We start from the raw sequence: 20,725 nt of genomic DNA on the forward strand, positions 1-20,725 counted from the left end.
TATATTCAATGATCCACGCCGCCAAACCCGTCGTCGCCTTCGCTCTGCTTATCGCGGTAGCAAGCTGCGCGCCGTGGGGCGATCAGGCATCAATGCCGATGGACGCAACACCCCTTGAAATTGCCCGCCCCGGCCTTGCGGTTGCTCCGGTCATCGGTGTGCCTATTGAAGCCAGCGAGCGGCTGACGCAAACCATCACAAACGCCGCCGCAGCACGCGGCCTGCCGCTGGCGCGCGACAATCAGGCGGCAGGCTTTGACTATGTTCTGGAAGGCACCGCCTCCGCCCGGCAAACCGCGGACGGAACGGTCATCGCGTTTGCCTGGGACCTGACAGACGCTGACGGCATCCGCCATCACCGTTTCATTGATACCCAGCTTGTGCCCACCCGCACACCTGAAGCGGCATGGAGCACCGCGGGCAATGCCGCACTGTCGCAGGTCGCCATGAAAGCAGCTGACCAGCTTGCGGGCTTTTACGGGCGCCAGGCAGGGTTGTTTCCGGCCACAGATGCAGACCGCATAACAACCGCCGCGCTTACGTCCCCCGCGCAGACACCCGCGCCGACACCCGCGAATGCGCCAACGCAACCCACCCCGATAAAACTCGAGGGCCCGCTAACCCTGCATCTGCGCGAGGTCGCAGGCGAACCGCGCACCTCCACCCCCGTGCTTGGCCCGGCACTGCGCGCGGCCCTGCAAACCAAGGGTGCCAATCTGGTGGCGGCCCCTGAACCCGGCATCATGCTGGTGACCGGCTCCATGGTGGTGCGCCCATCCTCAACCGGCGGCAACATGGTGACACTCCAGTGGGATGTCACGCGCGCGGGCGGGGCACCCGTCGGCTCCATCGTGCAGGAACGCATGTTTGGTGCAGGCGAGTTGGAAACCACTTGGGAATCAGCCGGCGTGGAAGCCGCGAGCGACGCCGCGCGCGCCGTTTATGCGCTGGTGTCGCCCGACCGCGACACAAGAGCCACAACAGCGGCCCTAAACGAGCTTCGCGGGTTTACACCGCCGGATGCGAATTGATACAACGCGCCCGCTGACAGGGCGTCATTGAACTGTCATCTTGGATTCCATTCCAAGATTTGTTGCCTAATAGGGGGGCCCGCACACACGCGGGATGCGGAACCGTATGAAGCTTCTGGCCGGCAACTCCAACAGGGCGCTGAGCGAAGCCATCGCCGCCTATCTCAATGTGCCGCTCACGAAGGCCATCGTCCGCCGCTTTGCGGACATGGAAGTGTTTGTGGAAATCCAGGAAAACGTGCGCGGCGAGGATGCGTTCGTCATCCAGTCCACATCGTTCCCCGCCAACGACCACCTGATGGAACTGCTGATCTGCATTGATGCGTTGAAGCGCGCCAGCGCGCGCCGCATCACAGCCGTCGTGCCTTACTTTGGCTACGCCCGCCAGGACCGAAAGCCCGGCCCGCGCACACCCATCTCTGCCAAGTTGGTGTCCAACCTCATCACCAATGCGGGCGCAGACCGCGTGCTGACGGTTGACCTGCACGCGGGCCAGATACAGGGCTTCTTTGATATCCCGACCGACAACCTGTTTGCCCTGCCGGTGCTCACCAAGGACATAAAAGAAAACCTCAACGGCGAACCGCTGATGGTGGTGTCTCCGGATGTGGGCGGCGTGGTCCGCGCCCGCGCGCTGGCCAAGCGCATTGATGCCGACCTCGCCATCGTGGACAAGCGCCGCGAGCGCGCCGGCGAAAGCGAAGTGATGAACATCATCGGCGATGTTTCAGGCCGCTCCTGCATCCTGATGGACGACATCGTGGATAGCGCGGGCACCCTGTGCAACGCCGCCAACGCCCTGCTTGAAAAAGGCGCCAAGGAAGTGTCGGCCTACGTCACCCACGGCGTGCTGTCAGGCGGTGCCGTCGCCCGCGTGTCGTCATCCAAGCTCAAGAACCTGGTCATCACCGACACCATCCAGGCCACCGAAGCGATCCGCGTCAGCCACAACATCCGCGTCGTAAGCATCGCCCCCCTGATCGGCGAAGCCATGCACCGCATCGCCGAAGAACGCTCGGTGTCGAGCCTGTTTGATTAACGCCAGACACAAACGAAACAGCGAATTCGGCGCAGTGCGGTTTCAGGTCAGGTTGCTCGTGCTACCCACAACCAGGCGATACAGCAACTCAGATAACTGTTTCAGTTCGGCGTCGTCCCAGCGATCCTGAAAAACATATCCAGCCTGCTTGGCAAAGGTCTGCTGCGCCTCGGCGAGCTTTTTTCGACCCGTCCGGTTGAGCACGACGAATGCCAGTCGGGCATCCCGCGTATCTGCCTCACGATCGACCATCCCCAGTTTTTCCATCGGAGCTACCATGCGCGTCACGGTGGATGCGCTTACATGCATCCGCTTGGCAAGCTCCACGCGGGAAAGACGGTGTGCCGGCGCGCGGCTGAGGTGCATCAGCAGGAAAAACTCGTTTACCGACAACCCATGCACAGCCGCGAACTCGCCAGACAGCCGCTCTTTTATCTCATCCGCTGACTGCAGAAGTCGCAACGCATTGATGGTGCAAATAGTGTCCATGGCAAATTGTATCCGATATACTTGCATATGCAAGTATTATGCGCCATATTTTCTGCCACCTGTTTATCGCGCGGAGGATTGGGATATGGATTTTGAAATGGTGTTCTCAGCGGTGGGGCTGCTTGCCATGGTTGGCTGGCTCACGCTGCTCATCTCGCCCCTGATTCCCGTATGGTCGGACCGGATAGCAGGTCTCATTGTTCCGTTAGTACTGGCCGCCACCTACGTCGCGTTCTTGCTGTTTGTCCCGTCAGAGAACGGCGGCGGCTTCAGCAGTTTTGCCGAGGTAAAGCAGCTTTTCACCAACCCTGGAGCGCTCATGGCAGGGTGGATTCATTTTCTCGCCTTCGATTTGTTCGTCGGAGCCTGGATCTGCCGAACGGCCCGTGACGAAAATATCATGTTCTGGATGGTCCTGCCGTGTCTCCCGGCAACGTTTATGTTTGGACCGGCAGGGTTTCTGCTTTTCTGTGCCATTCGTGCTGTTGCCAGAAAAGGCGGCCAGCCGGAAAACGCGGCAGCATAAATCCGCCGCAGGACGCGACGCTCAGGCAAACAAGACTCAGCCACGCAACTCAGATTGACGAAGTGCGGAAAAACACTGCCCACACCAAGAACAGCAGCACGGGAACACAGGCAAGATCAGCAAGCGCGATGCGATGTAACGCCCCTGCCGGGCTGCCGCCAAGCCAATATGCGACTAAGAACCCGATCATGCTCCAGCCGGTCAGCACCACACCAGCGCTGCGTATCTGTGGCATGAACGCAGCAGCAATACAGGCCAACACCACCAGCATGAACATCATTGCCCGGTGATGCAGCAAAATGCCCAACCCGCTTGAGGCTGCAGCAGGGCCGTAAAGCGAGGCCATCAGCTCTGGTCTCAATGCCAAAAGCGCCGGGGAGGCATGCAGGACGGCAAGGATCAAAAACCCAATTGAAATAGCGTAAGGCATGGCAGAAACCCTCAGGATCTGTTCGTCTGCCCGTTCCTGACCCAACTGCCCGCCCGACGAAATTACCTGCAAGGTCATGCCCCCCACTGCCCCGCTTGCGCACCCCCCAGTTTTCCCCTAAAACCCCGCCACCAAAGCCTTTTCCGCACCCCTGGAGGGGACGAGGCGATTGGGGGAGGACGGCTGGTCCGCGTTTTGGGCCGTGCGCCGTCCTTTTATTTTGACGCTCATTTATCAGGAGACGACCAATGGCCAAGACCATGGCGTTGACCGCAGAGCGCCGCGACCGTGCCGGCAAGGGGGCCGCACGGGCTGCAAGGCGTGAGAACAAAGTTCCTGCAGTCATTTACGGCGACAAGAAAGAACCAACTCTCATCAATGTTGAGTCACGTGACGTGACCAAGCTGTGGGACACCGGACATTTCATGTCCACGCTGCTCGACCTCGACGTCGCGGGCGAAACCACCCGCGTGATTGCGCGTGACGTGCAGCTTGACCCGGTCCGCGACTGGGTGATCCACGTGGATTTCCTGCGTCTTGGCAAGGGTGCCAAGATCAACGTGATGATTCCCGTGACCTTCATCAATGAAGAAGAGGCACCGGGCATCGAGAAAGACAAGGGCATTCTCAACGTGGTGCGCCACGAAGTAGAGCTGCTCTGCCTTGCAACCAACCTGCCCGACGAGATTGTGGTTGATCTCACCGGCAAGGAAATCGGTGATGCGATTCACATCTCCGAGGTAACCCTGCCCGACGGTGCCAAGCCCACCATCACCGACCGCGACTTCACCATCGCCACCATTGCAGCACCCACGCTGGCACCGGTGGAAGACGACGCGCCCGAGGCCCCCGATGATCCTGAAACGGAACATGGCGGCGACGATGGCGGTGACGACGCCGAAGAGAAAAGCGACGACTAAAGGTCGCCATACGGTCTGACCGGGCTGCAGACAACAACACCGTCTGCAGCCCGTCATGCCCACCACGCCCAGGACGCCGCACATGCTGCTCATCGCAGGGCTCGGCAACCCCGGACCCAAGTACGAAAACCACCGCCATAATATCGGCTTCATGGCCGTGGATGCGATTGCCCGCGACCATGGCTTTGGCCCCTGGCGGGCCGGGTTTCAGGGGGCCGTAAGTGAAGGCCGGCTGGGCACTGAAAAAGTGCTGCTGCTCAAACCCCAGACCTACATGAATGACAGCGGCATTTCGGTGTCGCAGGCCGCCAACTTCTACAAGCTTGGCCCAAACGACGTGTATGTGATCTATGACGAAATTGACCTCGCCCCCATGAAAGTGCGCGTCAAGGCGGGCGGCGGGGCCGCAGGCCATAACGGCATTCGCTCGATCGCGGCACATTTCGGCAAGGATTTCATGCGCGTGCGGCTGGGCGTGGGCCACCCCGGCGACAAAAACAAGGTGCCCGGCTACGTGCTCAAGGATTTTGCCAAAGCCGAGCGCCCCTGGGTAGAGGCCGTGATTGAGGCGGTCAGCGATGCAGTTGTGCATCTTGCGCAGCAGCGCGATTCCGAGTTCATGAACAAGGTTGCGCTGTATTTGCAGGACCGGGGTTTCGGCACGAAACCGACCAAACAAGAAAGCGGGTTTGGACAAAAACCTCAACAGCCTGCCAAACCAAAAGATGATGGAGAGAACGCCTGATGGGTTTCAAATGCGGCATTGTCGGCCTTCCCAATGTAGGCAAATCAACGCTCTTCAACGCGCTGACCAAAACAGCAGCGGCGCAGGCGGCGAACTATCCATTTTGCACCATTGAGCCCAATGTGGGCGAAGTGGCCGTACCCGAACCGCGCCTGATGAAGCTCGCCGACATCGCCACCTCCAAGGAAGTGATCCCCGCCCGGCTCACCTTCGTGGACATTGCCGGCCTCGTCAAAGGCGCCAGCCAGGGCGAGGGTCTTGGCAACCAGTTCCTGGCCAACATCCGCGAAGTGGACGCAGTGGCCTATGTATTGCGCTGCTTTGAAGACGACGACATCACCCACGTTGAAGGCCGCATTGACCCGCTCAACGACGCTGAGGTTGTGGAAACGGAACTTATGCTTTCCGACCTTGAAAGCCTCGAACGCCGCATGGCGCCGCTGGAGAAAAAAGCAAAATCCGGCGAGAAGGAAGCCAAGGCACAGCTGGCCCTGATGGAAAAAGCACTGGTGCTGCTGCGCGACGGCAAGCCCGCCCGCATGGCCGCCATCACCGACGAGGAGCGCGCCGACTGGCGCAGCCTGCAACTGCTGACATCAAAGCCCGTTCTGTATGTCTGCAATGTGGATGAAGGCTCAGCCGCCACCGGCAACAGTTTTTCTGAACAGGTTGCAACACGGGCTGAAGCCGAAGGCGCAGCATTTGTTGTCATCTCCGCCAAGATCGAAGCGGAACTGGCGCAACTCGATGACGAAGAGGCCTCTGAATATCTTGAAACGCTTGGCCTTGAAGAGCCAGGCCTCAACCGCCTCATTCAGGCGGGCTACGGGCTGCTGGGTCTGGTGACCTATTTTACCGCAGGCCCCAAGGAAGCTCGTGCATGGACAATCCGCAAAGGCACACGCGCGCCCAAGGCAGCGGCCGTCATTCATACGGATTTTGAAAAAGGCTTCATCCGCGCTGAAACCATCGGCTACGACGACTACGTGTCGCTGGGGGGCGAGACACCGGCCCGCGAAGCAGGCAAGATGCGCCTTGAGGGCAAGGAATACATAGTCCAGGACGGCGACGTGCTGCATTTCAGATTTGCAAACTAGGCACGCGACGGGGAAACTAGGATCACATGACAAACAAGCCTGAACTTTACTGGGAAGATTTTCCCGTTGGCGAAGAAGCCACCTTTGGCGCCTATGAAGTGCGCAAGGACGAGATGATCGAGTTTGCGTCGGAGTTTGATCCGCAGCCATTTCATCTCAACGAGGAAATTGCCAAGACATCCCTTCTGGGCGGCCTGGCAACATCGGGCTGGCACAACTGCTCAATTGCCATGCGCATCATGTGGGACGGCTACCTGCACAAGACAGCCTCAATGGGCGCGCCGGGCGTGGAAGAAGTGCGCTGGCGCAAGCCGGTCTATGCAGGCGACATCCTTTCAATGAAACGCCGCACCCTCGAGACCCGCCGCTCGAAATCACGCCCCGGCATGGGTCTGGTGCGCTTTGGCTGGGAAATGTTCAACCAGCACAACGACCTCAAAATGACCATGGAAGGCTGGGCCATGTTCGAGTGCCGCACACCGCACAAGGCGGAGGCATAGATCATGTGGTTTGAAGACTTCAAGATCGGTGCCCGCATGGAGCTTGGCTCCTACACCTTCAGCGAAGACGAAATCATCCGCTTCGCCAGAAAATACGACCCGCAGCCTTTTCACGTTGATCCTGTGGCCGCCAAAGACGGCCCCTATGGCGGGCTTATCGCGTCCGGCTGGCACACCAGCGCCACCTGGATGAAACTGATGGTCGGCACCCGCTTGGGCCAGCCGCGCGCTGCCGGGGATGACAGCCCCCAGGGCGGCCCCTCGCCCGGCTTCTTCGACATGCGCTGGCCAAACCCGGTGCGGGCGGGCGACACCATCACCTACACCGCTGAATGCGTGGAACTGGTTGCTCTCAAGTCACGGCCCGAATGGGGCATCGTGCGCCACAAGAATGAAGGCTTTAATCAGAGCGGCAAAATGGTGTTCCATTTCATCGGACAGGGGCTGATGCCCCGCCGTGACCCCGGCGGTCCGCTTCCCGGCTAACTCGGCCCGCCACACGGCGTCGCGGGCACCATGTTGGAGACTTTGATGCCTCACAAGGGCGAGATGATTACGCTCAAAAGCGCAAGCGACGGCGCGACCATCGCCGCTTATCACGTCAAACCGTCCGGCGAGCGCAAGGGTGGCCTTGTTCTGGCGCAGGAAATATTCGGCGTTACCGATCACATCCGCGATCTGTGTGATGGCTTCGCCCGCGACGGTTATCAGGTGCTGGCCCCATCGCTCTACGACCGCGAGGAGCCGGGATTTGAAGCAACCTACTCAGACGAGGACATCGCCCGCTCCCTCAGGCTGCGTGATGCAGCAGGCTTCACCCACACACAAGGCGACATTCAGGCCGCCATTGACTGGCTGCGCATCAACGGCAACCGGCGCGTTCACATTACCGGCTACTGCTATGGCGGCTCCGTTGCATGGATCGCCGCATGTCGGTGCAAGGGGCTGACGTCTGCGGCGGGCTATTACGGCCGCCACGTCATCGATCACGTGGAAGAAGAGCCCCAATGCGAAACCATTTTGCATTTCGGCGAACGCGACCAAACCATTCCCATGGAGTGGGTGCGTGAGATCGAGGCCGCGCACCCGCAAGTCCGCGTCTATGTCTATGATGCCGACCATGGTTTCAATTCTGATCGTCGCGCCAACTACGACGAAGACGCCACGCTGGAAGCCCGCGACCGCACACTGGAACTGTTTGAGTCAGCCGGCTTCTGACAGCGCTGCCTGCACCTGCGTGAGCATATTGGCGCGCGCATCAGCCTCCATCACCACACGCTCCCCAACGCCCCACACAGGGCCGGGCCATGCAAAATCGCCTTCAGTGCGTGCCACGACATGCACATGAAGCTGCCGTACAATGTTGCCAAGCATGCCGGTGTTGACCTTGGTCGGTTGTGCAATCTGCGCCACCGCTTTTGATATCCGGGCGATTTCGATCATGAGCTGTGCCTGATCCTCCGCACCCAGATCATGCACTTCTTCAAGTCCCGCCCGCCGCGGCACAGCAATGACCCACAGCGTGCGCGCGTCATCCCGCAGCAGCACGTCGCAGAGCGGCAACGACACCGCAAGGATGGTCTCCGCTTCAAGACGCCGATCAAGTATGAAACCGCTCACCTAGTGACCTTCAAAGGCACACAGGGTCTGGGTTTCAACGCCTATCTCATTCAGCTTCCTGCAGCCGCCAAGCTCAGGCAGGTCGATCACGAAGCTGGCCGCAATCACTTCACCGCCCGCCTGGCGAATGAGCTTGATCGCAGCTTCCGCCGTGCCGCCGGTGGCAATCAGATCATCCACCACCAGCACGCGCTGGCCTTTTGTGACGGCATCAATATGCATCTCGACAGTGTCGGTGCCGTATTCAAGCGCATATTCCACACCGATGGTTTCGCCCGGCAGCTTGCCTTTCTTGCGGATCGGCACGAACGGCTTGCCAAGCTGATGCGCGACGGCCCCACCCAGAATGAAGCCGCGCGCTTCAATGCCTGCCACCACATCCACCTTGTTGACCACATGCAACTGCACCAGCCGGTCAATCGTCGTGCGAAAGCCGCACGCATCATTCAACAACGTCGTGATGTCACGAAACATGATGCCCGGCTTGGGGTAGTCAGGAATGGTACGGATCAGGTCTTTGATGTCCATGGGGAGCCCTTCAGGATGCGTTGTTCAGTTGGAGTTGAGCACACGGCCCGCCACAGCGTCGAGTTTGGCCACAAGTGCCGGGTCGCGCGCCTCAGGTGCAGTAATCAGCGCTGTATCAAGGGTGGTATCTACGCCCGACGGGCACAGGTCGCGGGTGCGCGGAAAATCGCGCGCCAGATGCGTGACGAGGTTCACAGCATTTGCCGCATTGGCGTGCATGACTTCCAGAATGTCGGTAACTTCCACCGCGTCGTGGTCGGGATGCCAGCAATCAAAATCCGTGACCATCGCCACCGTCGCATAGGGTATCTCGGCCTCACGGGCGAGCTTGGCTTCGGGCATGTTGGTCATACCGATGACATCGCAGCCCCACTGGCGATACAGGTTGCTCTCCGCCAGCGATGAAAACTGCGGGCCTTCCATGCACAAATACGTGCCGCCGCGTGTAACGTTTATGCCCGCCGCCTCAGCGGCGGCCTGCGCGTGGTCCTGCAGGCGCGACGCAACGGGATGCGCCATCGACACATGCGCCACCAGGCCGTTGCCAAAGAACGATTTTTCGCGCGCAAACGTGCGATCAATAAACTGATCTACCAGCACGAACGCGCCGGGCGGCAGGGTTTCACGGAATGATCCGCAGGCGGAAATTGAAATGATGTCGGTCACACCAGACCGCTTCATCACATCAATATTGGCGCGATAGTTGATGCCCGACGGTGCCAGCCGATGCCCACGCCCGTGACGCGGCAAAAACACAACGCGCTGGCCTTCAAGCTCGCCGATGTTGAGTGCATCAGAGGGCTCACCCCACGGGCTTTCAATCACCGTCCAGCGCGCGTTCCTGAGGCCCGGATGGTCATACACACCTGACCCGCCGATGATGCCCAACACTGTATCCATACACTTGACCCCTGTTATCCGGCCTCACATGCAAAAGGCCGCCCGCATGAACGGACGGCCTTATGTGTAACGTGTCTCTTCGCAGCGAGGCTAGTGCTGGTCTGACCAGATCTTGCGCTGGGTGAAGTACAGCAGCCCGGCCAGAATGACCAGGAACAGTACGACCACAAAGCCGGTGCTCTTGCGGGCTTCAAGCTTTGGTTCCGCCGCCCAGTGCAGGAACGTCGTCACGTCCTTGGCCATCTGCTCAACGGTGGCTTCGGTGCCATCTGCATAGGAAACCGAATCCGGATAGATCGGTTGTGCCATAGCAATCTGCTTGCCGGAGAAGTACGGGTTGTAGTTCATGCCCGGCTGCATGGTCATGTCAGCAGGCGCATCCTCGTAGCCGACCAGCAACGAGTACAGGTAGTCCGCACCACCGTCGCGCGCCTTGGTCATCAAAGTGAGGTCGGGCGGGTACGCGCCGTTGTTGGCCAAACGACCAAGCTGCTCGTTTTCAAACGGATATTTGAACGTGTCTTTGGGTTGCGCAGGACGCTCGAACATGTCGCCGTCTTCGTTCGGGCCGTCCATCACCTGATACTGAGCAGCAATCGCTTTCACTTCAGCTTCGGAAAAACCCGGACCACCCTCATCGCCAAGGTTGCGGTATTTCAAAAACTTGAGGCCGTGACACGCCGAACAAACCTCTTTGTACACCTGAAAGCCGCGCTGGAGGGCTGCACGATCAAAAGTGCCGAACGGGCCTTCCCAGCTCCACGAAATATCGCGCGGCGCCTTGTATTCACCCGCCGCGTTGGCAGGCGCAACTGAGGCAAGCGCCAGGCCACCGGCCATGGCAAGTGTGCCGACAATCCCAAGAACAGACTTCTTAAATGAAGAATGGTGCATCTTGTTTCCTCTCTTCACCTAAGCGTTGCGGTCGGGTGCAGCAGTGGCCCCCGCCGGCGTTGCGCCACCAGAGCCGCCCGGCCCGTCGTCAGTGATGGGTTTATGCGACAGCACCGCGTCTGAAATACTGGCCGGAATGGGCTTTGGCGTTTCCACAAGGCCCAGCACCGGCAGAATGACCAGGAAGTGCGCGAAGTAATACGCGGTCAAAATCTGTGCTGCCAGCACATAGCCGCCTTCAGCAGGCTGCGCGCCGAGCCAGCCCAGAATCAGGCAAACCACAACAAAGATCCAGAAGAACTGCTTGTACAGCGGCCGATAGCGCGCCGACTTGACCTTGGAGGTATCCAGCCAGGGCAGGAAGAACAGCACCGCGATGGACCCGAACATGGCAATTACGCCACCCAGTTTGGCGGAGATCGGCCCAATGTCGAAGGTGATGGCGCGCAGGATTGCGTAGAACGGCAGCAGATACCACTCAGGCACAATGTGAGACGGCGTCACCAGCGGGTTGGCTTCCACATAGTTGACCGCGTGGCCAAGCACGTTGGGGTCGTAGAACACAAAATACGCAAACAGGATGGCGAACACCGTAAGCGCAAACGCATCCTTCATTGTGTAATACGGGTGGAACGGCACGGTATCCTGCTTGTCCTTGACCTCAACACCCGTCGGGTTGTTGTTGCCCGGCACATGCAGCGCCCAGACGTGCAGCAGCACGACGCCGGCAATCATGAACGGGAACAGGTAGTGCAGTGAATAGAAGCGGTTGAGCGTTGCGTTATCAATTGCAAAGCCACCCACAATCCAGGTCTGCAAAGCCTCACCCACAAGCGGGATAGCGCCGAACAGGCTGGTAATCACATTGGCACCCCACAGGCTCATCTGGCCCCATGGCAGCAGATAGCCAAGGAAGGCGGTGGCCATCATCAGCAGATAGATGATGACGCCCAAAATCCACAGCACTTCGCGCGGCGCTTTATACGAGCCGTAATACAGCCCGCGGAACATGTGCAGATACACAGCCAGAAAGAACATCGACGCGCCGTTGGAGTGCACATAGCGCAACAGCCAGCCGTAATTCACGTCGCGCATGATCTTCTCGACGCTGGCAAACGCCATATCCACATGCGCTGTGTAGTGCATGGCCAGGATCACGCCGGTGAGGATCTGTACCGCAAGGCAAAACGTCAGAATGCCGCCGAACGTGTACCAGTAGTTCAGGTTCTTCGGCGTCGGGAAATCGATGAATGAGTCATGCGCCAGCCGCATCAGCGGAAGCCGGTCGTCCATCCAGCGCGCAAAGCCGTTTGACGGCTGATAGGTAGATTCGTGAGCCATGTATGCCTCGTGTCAGCGTGCTTTGCGGATTAACCGATGCGAATGCGCGTATCGGACAGGAACTCGAGTTGCGGAACCGGAAGGTTCTCCGGTGCCGGACCCCGACGGATGCGGCCTGCAATATCGTAGTGCGAGCCGTGGCAGGGACAGAACCAGCCCCCGAAGTCACCCTGGTTGGCCAGCGGTACGCAACCAAGATGCGTACACACACCCACAACCACCAGCCACTTTTCGGTATCAGATGCCGCGCGGTTGATGTCTTCGGCACCCGCATCAGGCGCGATATTGGCGTTGCGTGCCAGCGGGTCCGGCAGTTGATCCACCGGAACCGCGCGCGCTTCTTCAATCTCGGCAGCGGTACGGTGACGAATGAACACCGGCTTGCCACGCCACATGATGGTAATGCCCTGCCCCTCGACGACATTGGAAATGTCCACCTCAGTGGACGCCAATGCGCGGGTGGAAGCGTCCGGGTTCATCTGCGCGACCAGCGGCCATACGGCAAATGTGGCACCGACGGCTGCAAATGAGCCGGTGGCCACATACAAAAAGTCACGCCGGGTCGGCTCTTCGCCGCCTGCGCCGGGTTGGGTGTTCGCGTCTGCCAACGGATGTGTCCTCCGGACTTATGGTCTTGACACCGAAAGCCCCATGATGGGGCCATGCGGCTGGGTAGGCCAGCAACGAAAAACGGCGCTTTGAGTCTAAAGAGCTGTGAAAGTCCCCACGGGCCCTGAAAAAGCCCCTGCACCGCGCCGTTCTTTTGCCACCGGCTAAGCTAAATTGTCCACCCCTGCAGGGTTATGTGGCACGATGCCGCAAGCTTTTGCCCCTAAGTCACTGATATATCGAGCATATGTCGGGGCGCGCAGATGCGCTCCCGCAGTGACGCCGCGCCCTGGCCATTGGCTGTGGGCACGCCCACCATCTCTAATTTGCCATCCCGCGCCAAACAACACCGAGTCACTCCATGCGCCTTGCGCTCTTTGAGCCAGATATTCCCCAGAACACCGGCACGATGATGCGCCTTGCCGCCTGCCTGAACGTGGGCGTCGATATCATTGAGCCCTGCGGCTTCACTCTGTCAGACCGGCGGTTCAAACGCGCCGGCATGGACTATCTCGACCATCTGGACCTGACCGTCCACGCTTCATACGAGGCGTTTTGCAGCACCAGGGCAGACGGGCGGATTGTTCTGCTGACCACCAAAGGCGATGTGGCCCATCACCGCGCGCAATATCACTCCACCGATATGTTGATGGTGGGACGCGAAAGCGCTGGCGTTCCCGACCATGTGCATGAGGCGGCAGACCTGCGTGTCGTCATTCCCATGATGCCGCACCCGCAATTGCGCTCGCTCAATGTTGCCGTCGCCGCCGCCATGGTACTTGCCGAGGCGCTGCGTCAGACCGGGAGCTTTCCCGGCGACCCACAATAAACCGCGATATCTGCGCCAACCGGAGTATGCCTGTGAGTGATCCCGCCGTTACTGCCGACACCTATGTAAGCGAAGCCAACAAGACCCGCGCCGCCGACTGGTTTCGCCAGTTGCGCGACGAAATCTGCGCAAGCTTTGAAGCGCTGGAAAACGACTTGACCGGCACCAACGCCGACATGCCCGCGGGCCGCTTCGAGCGCACGCCCTGGCAACGCGGAGACAAGAACGAAGATAAGGGCGGCGGCGAAATGTCGGTCATGAAAGGCCGCGTGTTTGAGAAAGTCGGCGTCCATATCTCAACGGTCTATGGCGAGTTCTCCGAGGAGTTTCGCAAACAGATCCCCGGCGCTGAAGAAGACCCGCGCTTTTGGGCCGGCGGCATTTCGCTGATCGCCCATATGTGGAACCCGCACGTGCCCGCTGTCCACATGAACACCCGCCACGTTGTCACCACCAAGGGATGGTTCGGCGGTGGCGCAGACCTGACCCCCGTGCTGAACCGTTACCGCACCCAGGAGTTTGAGGACTCGATCGAGTTCCACGCCGCCATGAAAGCAGCCTGCGACCCGCACGGTGCCGATTATCACGAGCGTTTCAAAAAATGGTGCGACGAATACTTCTACCTGCCCCACCGCGACGAACCGCGCGGCATCGGCGGCATATTCTATGACCGCCACAACACCGGCGACTGGGATGCAGACTTTGCCTTCACCCAGGATGTCGGCCGCGCCTTCCGCGACACATATCCTGCACTGGTGCGCAAGCGCATGAATGATCCGTGGACGGATGAAGAGCGCGAGGAACAGTTGATCCGTCGCGGCCGCTACGTGGAGTTCAACCTGCTGTATGACCGCGGCACAACCTTCGGCCTCAAAACCGGCGGCAACGTAACCTCAATCCTGTCGTCCATGCCGCCCGAAGTGAAGTGGCCGTAGCGGCTGTCCGCACACCGCAGACAGCACACCCAAAAAACAAAGGGGACAGTCCGGGGGTAACGGACTGTCCCCTTTTATGGGGCTGCATCCCGTCTTCGGGGAAGGTGGATGAGCCGCAGTCCGGCGAGGAGAACGCGCTGCCGTTTTTATGTCCTGCTTGAAAATCAGTGTGGACAGGTCAGCGCAGCATACCGGACATTTTTAAACCGTCGGACCTTAGTCCTTGTAGTCGGTGCCGCGATATTTCATGTCGCGTCCGTGCTTGGCATCTTCGTGATGTGCCTTGTACGAGGAACCGCGATAGTTGACCTTCTCGCCTTCCTTGTACTCGTGGTGGGCCTCAACATCCTTGTTGCCCTTTTTCACTTCTGTGCCGCGATAGATTTCTTTCTCAGACATAGTTCTTACTCCCAAGTCGCAGGGCGGAAACGGCGCACACAGCGCAAAAACCGCATGAACGGTCCGCCTGGATTGCGAAACTGGATGGCGGTCGGTTTTTGCATCGGCCCTTCTTGCAAACCCTTGCCAGTTGGGAACGCTGAACGTCACGCCACGGTTGCTACAAATCGGCGTCCCCGAAAAAATCCGGCTGGCCGCTTTGAGCTTTTGACGCATGCCCGATGCGGCGGCTCGAAAGGTGACCTTTACAATTCCGCACCTTCTATGTTGGAGAGATTAACCATGTTGGCAACAGAAAAACGCAAGCACAGACAACTTTTATTGGCCTTTCTGTCCTGCTCACATTCAAACTGCACAAGCATTATTCAAACAGATAAGAATGCCCAAAAGTGCAGCGCAACAAAATTGCGGCTTTGACTATAATTTCAGCGCATTGACGCATCGCCCGGTTTTTGAGCACTGCTGACGGAACACACCCATGGACCGAAAAAACACATCACGACCATCAACAACCCTTAAGGCCGCAGTACTGGCCGCAGCACTGTATGTGGCCCTCGCATGGTCCGCAGGGTTCATCTTTGGCGTTGTCCGCGAACTGGCACTAAAGCCACTCATCGGCCCCGTATGGGCACAACTTGCCGAAGCCCCGGTGATGGCAATCGTCACATGGCTTGCCGCAGGCTACGTGCTGCGCAAACTTTCGCCCGCACCCCTTGCAACCGGCCTGCTGGCCGCAGCCGTCCTTATTGTCATAGAAACTGTTTTTGCACTGGGCATACGCGGCCAATCAGTGAGCGACTATCTGGCCGCCTTCGACATGGCGCGCGGCACCGTTTTTCCGCTGCTCATCATCTGGTTTGCAATCGCCCCGTGGGTACGCGCGCAATATGGCTCCCGGCGCGCCTAATACACCGTCGCCTGCACCACCGCCTTGAGGCGCTCGATGATGGAAAACTCATCTTCCGTAAAGTCGGAGTCGATCCACCATTCCTCCACCTCGGCGCGCACCCGGCCCACGTCGGGGCCTTCGGGTACGCCGGCGGCTTTTATCATTGAGCCGGTGAGCGGCAGTTCAGGACGGTCCCAGCTATCGGCCATTGCCAGCAGCGCGCGCCACTGGAAGGCGTTGGTGGTCTTGCCATCGTCCGCCCAGCCCAGCATTACCCGGTCCTTGAACAACTCAAGGCCCATGCTGTAGAGCGCCCGGCGCACCTCGCGCATGGACAGGTAGCAAACAATTTTTGTGGTGTCGGTGTGCATGGCGACGATGCGCGCGGCATCCGACTTGGACAATTTCAGGCGCGCTGCAACGCTGTGCGCGGCATCTGCGTCCGCCAGCAAGGCACCAAGGCGCAACACCGGGTCGCTCGAAAAAAGCTGTGTCGTTTCAATGTCGAGAACGCGTTCGAACCTGTCGAGCCGCGCGGCTTCGGGCAGCACGTCGCTCAGAATGCCCGCCGCCGCCATGGCCCGCAGCACCGGCATTGCGCCGTCGGCACCCAGCAGCTTCATCAGTTCAGCACGTACCCGCTCGGCTGAAAGTCTTGCAAGGCCCTGGCGGCCCGCAGCGCAGGCCGCAAGACCCTCCGCATCCAGATCACCCTTGCCGTAGCCTGCGTGAAACCGGAAGAAACGCAAAATCCGCAGATAGTCTTCTTCAATGCGCGCGGCAGCGTCGCCAATAAACCGCACCCGCCCCGCCTTGAGGTCGTCATAGCCGCCCAGCGGATCATGCACAGTGCCATCCGCATCCGCATACAGCGCGTTCATGGTGAAGTCGCGGCGCTCGGCATCGGCCTGCCAGTCGCCGGTAAACGCAACATCCGCATGGCGGCCATCGGTTGCCACATCCACCCGCAGCGTTGTCACTTCAAAGGAGCGGTTTGCGCCCACGGCCATCACGGTGCCGTGGTCAATGCCAACCGGCACAACCTTAAAGCCTGCGGCTTCGAGCTTGGCCGTTGCGGCAGCCGGGTCATCACTGGTGGCAATGTCAACGTCGTGCACATCCATCCGCAGCAATGCGTTGCGCACACAGCCGCCAACAAAACGCGCCGTCGCGTCACCAGCATTGAGCGCCGCCATCACATTTTGCGTGTCGTCTTCGCGCAGCCATATCTGATGTTCAATAGAGGGAATCTGAGCTGACATGTTGAAGTCACTCCCGTCGTGGTTCTTTTTTATTGAGGCGCGCTATTCAACGCGGCCCGGAATAATCTGCCCGTCTTCAAAGCGCGGCGGAACATACGTGCCCTCGCCTGCCGGGTCGCCGGTAAATACGGCCATATAGATGAGCGCCACAGCCACAAGGGCCGTACCCGCCAACACCAGCCCCGCAATTGGCGCATCACGAAACACACCGCCGGACGACAGTTGTTTGCGTTTCATCACGACAACGTAAAACGCCCACACCACAAACGGCGTAGCGAACAAGGCAAGCTGTATCAACACAACGCGCAGCATGAAAAAATCCTCACCTAAACCTCTTGATGCAGATTGCCCGCACCACTCTCTTGCGGATGCAGGGTCTCATACAGATGCAGGGGCAAAACTGCGTTCATACAAATTGACAATCATGCCCGCCGTTGCGCCCCAGATGTAATGCCCATCATAGGGCATGGCAAAAAACGTGCGCTTCTTGCCCTGCCAGCGGGCTGAATGCCGTTCGTGATTGTCCGGGTTCATCAAAAACGCCAGCGGCACTTCAAACACCTCGTCCACTTCGGCAGGGTTGAGGGTCAGTGTGAAGCCCGGCGTCACAAACCCTACAACCGGCACCACGCGAAACCGCGTGCCTGTCTCATAGGGGTCCAGAAAACCCGCCACCTCCACAAAGCTGCGATCAAGGCCCACTTCCTCCTCGGCCTCGCGCAAGGCGGCATCCACTGCATCCGCATCTTCCGGGTCAATGCGCCCGCCGGGAAACGCCACCTGCCCCGCATGGCTGGACAGGTCGCCCGCGCGCTCGGTCAGCAACACATGAATGCCGTCAGGCCGCTCAATCAGAGGGACCAGCACGGCAGCTTCCTTTATGGCCTTGCTCTCATCAATGTCATCGCGATCATTGAGCCGGAAATCGCCGTTAAGACTGGCATCTGTCTCGCTCAGCACCGGCGCTGAGGCCCGAAGGCCCGCAGTCAGCTTTGCGCGAAAATCTGAAGACGGCACCACGTGTCTTTACCCCGTTACTTCCGACATGCGCTGCATTCTGAAAAACACACCACCGCTCCAGACCCCGAACCACGCCTCACCATCCACCGTGTGTTCCGCGCCCAGCTCCACCAGTTCATAATAGACGGCGCGGTTGATGCGCGCGTCGAGCGCCCGCCTACCCTCACCGCGTATATGCATATAGGGCGCAGGCTCACCTGTCTTGTCATCAATCTCGAAGCGGATGGCATGGTCAGGCCCTGCTACCGCCACATCACCAACAGATGTTGTGAATGCAAGCGTGCGTGCCTCGCCATCGCCCGCAGCCTCAAGCGCCACCACCACAAAGGGCACATCTTCCACATGGATTTGCGCCTGCTCGGCGGGTGTCACCAGATGATACGAGCCGTCGTCTTCACGCCGCAGGATGGACGCAAACAGTTTCACCAGCTTGCGCCGTGTAATTTCAGACCCCTGATAGTGCCAGGAACCGTCGCGGGCGATTCGCATATCAATGGTGTGTTTGCGCTCCGGGTGCCACTTTTCCACCGGCGGCAGGCCCGCGCGCGCTGCCAACTCAGCTTCCTTCAGCCCCATCACGGCTTTTTCAACGGATTCATCGTCTTTGGCGTCATTCGTCTGGGTCATCGCACTCGCTTTTGGGCTAGGGTCATAATCTGAACACAGGCGTTTTTGACAACGCTCGTCCCCACTTGTTCCCGGCTCGCCGGAGATCGCTGTCAGAGTATATGTAGGGCCATGACCTCACTGAGTGAAGCAAACGACGATGTAATCCGCGCGGTTGAACACACCGGCGAGCAGATCGCCCGTGTAAAAGAAGGCATTGGCCGTCTGGTGTTTGGCCAGGAACAGGTGGTTGAGCGGGTGCTCATCACCATTCTGGCAGGCGGCCACGGCCTGCTGGTGGGCGTACCCGGCCTCGCCAAGACCCGCCTCGTCCATACCACCGGCATTGTGCTGGGCCTGTTCGACCGCCGCATCCAGTTCACACCCGACCTGATGCCCGGCGACATTGTGGGCTCCGAAGTGCTGGAGGAAGCCGACAACGGCCGCCGCGCGTTCCGCTTCATTCAGGGTCCGGTGTTTTGCCAGTTGCTGATGGCCGACGAAATCAACCGCGCCAGCCCGCGCACCCAGTCAGCCTTGTTGCAGGCCATGCAGGAGCGGCACGTGACCGTGGCCGGCCAGCGCCATGAACTGCCGCGCCCGTTTCATGTGCTCGCCACCCAAAACCCGCTGGAGCAGGAAGGCACCTACCCCCTGCCCGAAGCCCAGCTTGACCGTTTCCTGATGCAGATCGACGTCAACTACCCGGACCTCGACGCTGAACGCCGCATGTTGCTGGAAACAACCGGCGACGCGGAAGCCACCGCCGTGGCTGTGATGCGCGACGACGATGTGGAAGCCGCCCAGCGTCTTGTAAGGCGTATGCCGGTGGGCGAAAGCGTGGTGGATGCCATTTTGCAGCTTGTGCGCAGCGCCCGCCCCGAAGAAACCGAGCTTGAAGAAGTGCGCAACACTGTAGCCTGGGGCCCCGGTCCGCGCGCCAGCCAGGCGCTGATGCTGGCCGTGCGCGCCCGCGCCCTGATGGATGGCCGCTACGCCCCCAGCGTTGACGATGTGGTGGAACTCGCAGACCCGATCTTGCGCCACCGCATGGCATTGTCATTTGCCGCCCGCGCCGAAGGCACAACCGTGTCCGGCGTCATTGACCGGCTCTGCCGGCCATTCCGCTAGGCGGCGGGGGAACACCACGCATGGCCCGCCACACCAGGCCAGATCACGAGACCCCGGCGCAGGCAGGCCGCGACGGCTCGGTCTATGGCCGCACCCCCCAGCGCCGCGAAGCGGAGGAACTGGCCGACGCCCTGCCGCCGCTGCTTGTGGAAGCCGAGCGTATTGCCGCCACCGTTGCGCCCGGTATGCACGGACGCCGCCGCACCGGACCCGGTGAAACCTTCTGGCAGTTTCGCCGCTACGAACAAACCGACAGTGCCCACCTTGTGGACTGGCGGCAGTCCGCCCGCTCCGACAAGCTGTATGTGCGCGAGCACGAATGGGAGGCGGCCGAAACCGTGTGGCTGTGGCGCGATGCGTCCGCGTCGATGGCCTACACCTCAGGCAAACGCACCCCCACCAAACAGGACCGCGCCACCGTCATTACCCTTGCCGTCGCCACACTTCTTGTGCGCGCAGGCGAGCGCATCGGCGCGCTGGGAGAACCATTGCCGCCTGCGACCGGGCGCACAGCATTGCGACGACTGGCCCATCACTACGGGTCAGGCAGCGCGAGCAGCGCAAGCGACATTCCCGACGCCGCCCTGCCACGCTTCTCGCGTGCGGTGATGGTCAGCGACTTTTTGTCAGACCCCGCCGACATTGCCGCCCGCATTCAAAGCCACGCCACCGCAGGCGTACGCGGACACCTGTTGCAGGTGCTGGACCCTGCCGAAGAAGACCTGCCATTTTCAGGCCGCACGGAGTTTGAGGGCGTGGAGGAAGATCAGCGTCTTACCTTCGGGCGCACCGAAACCGTGCGTGGCGCCTATCACGCCAGGCTTGAAGCGCACCGCGCCAGCCTGCGCGCCGGTGCCCGCCGCTTCGGCTGGACATTCACCACCCACCGCACCGACCGCCCACCCCAAACCGCCGTACTGGCGTTGCACGCAGCCCTTTCCGGCGCACCGATTCCGCAAGCCGCAACGAGCGCGGGGTAATGCGG

General features: G+C 60.2%; 27 protein-coding genes. 14 read left to right on the forward strand and 13 right to left on the reverse strand.

All coding sequences use genetic code 11. The annotated features are described in order from the left end of the window. Positions 1–8: 8 nt before the first annotated feature. Positions 9–1,031, forward strand: coding sequence for a hypothetical protein (locus RIB87_RS14120; RefSeq protein WP_350147783.1), 1,023 nt, complete (start codon positions 9–11; stop codon positions 1,029–1,031). A 106-nt stretch (positions 1,032–1,137) separates the two neighbouring features. Beyond that, a complete protein-coding gene (locus RIB87_RS14125; RefSeq protein WP_350147785.1) occupies positions 1,138–2,070 on the forward strand; it encodes a ribose-phosphate pyrophosphokinase in 933 nt (310 codons plus the stop codon). A 42-nt stretch (positions 2,071–2,112) separates the two neighbouring features. On the opposite strand, the gene RIB87_RS14130 is transcribed toward RIB87_RS14125, so the two are convergent. Next, positions 2,113–2,559, reverse strand: a complete 447-nt coding sequence (locus tag RIB87_RS14130) for a MarR family winged helix-turn-helix transcriptional regulator (RefSeq protein WP_350147787.1) — start codon at positions 2,557–2,559, stop codon at positions 2,113–2,115. Positions 2,560–2,644: 85 nt separating this feature from the next. Between RIB87_RS14130 and RIB87_RS14135 the strand changes: the two genes are divergently transcribed. Beyond that, on the forward strand, positions 2,645–3,085 hold the full coding sequence (locus RIB87_RS14135; RefSeq protein ID WP_350147789.1) for an ABA4-like family protein: 441 nt from the start codon (positions 2,645–2,647) through the stop codon (positions 3,083–3,085). A gap of 49 nt (positions 3,086–3,134) precedes the next feature. On the opposite strand, the gene RIB87_RS14140 is transcribed toward RIB87_RS14135, so the two are convergent. Continuing rightward, on the reverse strand, positions 3,135–3,593 hold the full coding sequence (locus tag RIB87_RS14140) for a hypothetical protein (protein WP_350147791.1): 459 nt from the start codon (positions 3,591–3,593) through the stop codon (positions 3,135–3,137). Positions 3,594–3,763: 170 nt separating this feature from the next. On the opposite strand from RIB87_RS14140, the gene RIB87_RS14145 reads away from it, so the two are divergent. The 6 genes from RIB87_RS14145 to RIB87_RS14170 all read left to right on the forward strand — a co-directional run bounded on the left by RIB87_RS14145 (position 3,764) and on the right by RIB87_RS14170 (position 7,995). Continuing rightward, positions 3,764–4,435 (forward strand): 50S ribosomal protein L25/general stress protein Ctc, encoded by a 672-nt coding sequence (locus RIB87_RS14145; RefSeq protein ID WP_350147793.1) that lies wholly within the window; start codon positions 3,764–3,766, stop codon positions 4,433–4,435. Positions 4,436–4,517: 82 nt separating this feature from the next. Continuing rightward, entirely contained in the window at positions 4,518–5,180 is a 663-nt protein-coding gene (gene pth / locus RIB87_RS14150; RefSeq protein WP_350147795.1) for an aminoacyl-tRNA hydrolase, read from the forward strand. Next, complete coding sequence (ychF, locus tag RIB87_RS14155; protein WP_350147797.1) at positions 5,180–6,277, forward strand: redox-regulated ATPase YchF; 1,098 nt, start codon at positions 5,180–5,182, stop codon at positions 6,275–6,277. Before pth ends, ychF begins: the two co-directional genes overlap by 1 nt. Positions 6,278–6,303: 26 nt before the next feature. Further along, positions 6,304–6,777, forward strand: a complete 474-nt coding sequence (locus RIB87_RS14160; protein ID WP_350147800.1) for a MaoC family dehydratase — start codon at positions 6,304–6,306, stop codon at positions 6,775–6,777. A gap of 3 nt (positions 6,778–6,780) precedes the next feature. Further along, positions 6,781–7,263 (forward strand): MaoC family dehydratase, encoded by a 483-nt coding sequence (locus RIB87_RS14165; protein ID WP_350147802.1) that lies wholly within the window; start codon positions 6,781–6,783, stop codon positions 7,261–7,263. A 45-nt stretch (positions 7,264–7,308) separates the two neighbouring features. Next, a complete protein-coding gene (locus RIB87_RS14170; RefSeq protein WP_350147804.1) occupies positions 7,309–7,995 on the forward strand; it encodes a dienelactone hydrolase family protein in 687 nt (228 codons plus the stop codon). On the opposite strand, the gene RIB87_RS14175 is transcribed toward RIB87_RS14170, so the two are convergent. The 6 genes from RIB87_RS14175 to petA all read right to left on the reverse strand — a co-directional run bounded on the left by RIB87_RS14175 (position 7,981) and on the right by petA (position 12,668). After that, on the reverse strand, positions 7,981–8,397 hold the full coding sequence (locus tag RIB87_RS14175) for an HIT domain-containing protein (protein WP_350147806.1): 417 nt from the start codon (positions 8,395–8,397) through the stop codon (positions 7,981–7,983). The genes RIB87_RS14170 and RIB87_RS14175 overlap by 15 nt on opposite strands. Further along, a complete protein-coding gene (locus RIB87_RS14180; protein ID WP_350147809.1) occupies positions 8,398–8,925 on the reverse strand; it encodes an adenine phosphoribosyltransferase in 528 nt (175 codons plus the stop codon). A gap of 24 nt (positions 8,926–8,949) precedes the next feature. Beyond that, positions 8,950–9,825 (reverse strand): S-methyl-5'-thioadenosine phosphorylase, encoded by an 876-nt coding sequence (locus RIB87_RS14185; RefSeq protein WP_350147811.1) that lies wholly within the window; start codon positions 9,823–9,825, stop codon positions 8,950–8,952. Positions 9,826–9,915: 90 nt separating this feature from the next. Further along, on the reverse strand, positions 9,916–10,719 hold the full coding sequence (locus RIB87_RS14190; RefSeq protein ID WP_350147813.1) for a cytochrome c1: 804 nt from the start codon (positions 10,717–10,719) through the stop codon (positions 9,916–9,918). A gap of 18 nt (positions 10,720–10,737) precedes the next feature. Then, positions 10,738–12,060 carry a cytochrome b gene (locus RIB87_RS14195; RefSeq protein WP_350147815.1) on the reverse strand — a complete coding sequence of 441 codons (1,323 nt, stop codon included), beginning with the start codon at positions 12,058–12,060 and terminating at the stop codon, positions 10,738–10,740. Positions 12,061–12,089: 29 nt separating this feature from the next. Next, entirely contained in the window at positions 12,090–12,668 is a 579-nt protein-coding gene (gene petA, locus RIB87_RS14200) for a ubiquinol-cytochrome c reductase iron-sulfur subunit (RefSeq protein ID WP_350147817.1), read from the reverse strand. Between the two features lie 362 nt (positions 12,669–13,030). On the opposite strand from petA, the gene RIB87_RS14205 reads away from it, so the two are divergent. Both RIB87_RS14205 and hemF read left to right on the forward strand, forming a co-directional pair. Further along, positions 13,031–13,498: a tRNA (cytidine(34)-2'-O)-methyltransferase gene (locus RIB87_RS14205; protein WP_350147819.1), complete on the forward strand. Its 468-nt coding sequence runs from the start codon at positions 13,031–13,033 to the stop codon at positions 13,496–13,498. A 26-nt stretch (positions 13,499–13,524) separates the two neighbouring features. Then, positions 13,525–14,433: an oxygen-dependent coproporphyrinogen oxidase gene (gene hemF / locus RIB87_RS14210; RefSeq protein ID WP_502943262.1), complete on the forward strand. Its 909-nt coding sequence runs from the start codon at positions 13,525–13,527 to the stop codon at positions 14,431–14,433. Between the two features lie 216 nt (positions 14,434–14,649). Here hemF and RIB87_RS14215 read toward each other — a convergent pair whose 3' ends face one another. Then, complete coding sequence (locus RIB87_RS14215; RefSeq protein ID WP_350147823.1) at positions 14,650–14,832, reverse strand: hypothetical protein; 183 nt, start codon at positions 14,830–14,832, stop codon at positions 14,650–14,652. A 478-nt stretch (positions 14,833–15,310) separates the two neighbouring features. On the opposite strand from RIB87_RS14215, the gene RIB87_RS14220 reads away from it, so the two are divergent. Then, positions 15,311–15,739 (forward strand): hypothetical protein, encoded by a 429-nt coding sequence (locus tag RIB87_RS14220; RefSeq protein ID WP_350147825.1) that lies wholly within the window; start codon positions 15,311–15,313, stop codon positions 15,737–15,739. Here RIB87_RS14220 and RIB87_RS14225 read toward each other — a convergent pair. The 4 genes from RIB87_RS14225 to RIB87_RS14240 form a co-directional block, all read right to left on the reverse strand. Beyond that, complete coding sequence (locus RIB87_RS14225) at positions 15,736–16,983, reverse strand: CCA tRNA nucleotidyltransferase (RefSeq protein ID WP_350147827.1); 1,248 nt, start codon at positions 16,981–16,983, stop codon at positions 15,736–15,738. The genes RIB87_RS14220 and RIB87_RS14225 overlap by 4 nt on opposite strands. A 42-nt stretch (positions 16,984–17,025) precedes the next feature. Then, a complete protein-coding gene (locus tag RIB87_RS14230) occupies positions 17,026–17,295 on the reverse strand; it encodes a DUF6111 family protein (protein WP_350147829.1) in 270 nt (89 codons plus the stop codon). A gap of 66 nt (positions 17,296–17,361) precedes the next feature. Further along, the gene (locus tag RIB87_RS14235) at positions 17,362–18,000 is read right to left on the reverse strand and encodes a CoA pyrophosphatase (protein ID WP_350147831.1); all 639 of its coding nucleotides are present in this window, start codon (positions 17,998–18,000) and stop codon (positions 17,362–17,364) included. 9 nt (positions 18,001–18,009) lie between these two features. Beyond that, positions 18,010–18,630, reverse strand: a complete 621-nt coding sequence (locus RIB87_RS14240) for a DUF1285 domain-containing protein (RefSeq protein ID WP_350147833.1) — start codon at positions 18,628–18,630, stop codon at positions 18,010–18,012. A 111-nt stretch (positions 18,631–18,741) separates the two neighbouring features. Between RIB87_RS14240 and RIB87_RS14245 the strand changes: the two genes are divergently transcribed. Together RIB87_RS14245 and RIB87_RS14250 are read left to right on the forward strand one after the other, a co-directional pair. Further along, positions 18,742–19,740, forward strand: a complete 999-nt coding sequence (locus tag RIB87_RS14245; protein ID WP_350147835.1) for an AAA family ATPase — start codon at positions 18,742–18,744, stop codon at positions 19,738–19,740. Between the two features lie 20 nt (positions 19,741–19,760). After that, positions 19,761–20,720, forward strand: a complete 960-nt coding sequence (locus tag RIB87_RS14250) for a DUF58 domain-containing protein (RefSeq protein WP_350147837.1) — start codon at positions 19,761–19,763, stop codon at positions 20,718–20,720. Positions 20,721–20,725: the final 5 nt, after the last annotated feature.

Origin of the sequence: Pyruvatibacter sp. (assembly GCF_040219635.1) — a bacterium.
In the GTDB taxonomy this organism is placed as follows: domain Bacteria; phylum Pseudomonadota; class Alphaproteobacteria; order CGMCC-115125; family CGMCC-115125; genus Pyruvatibacter.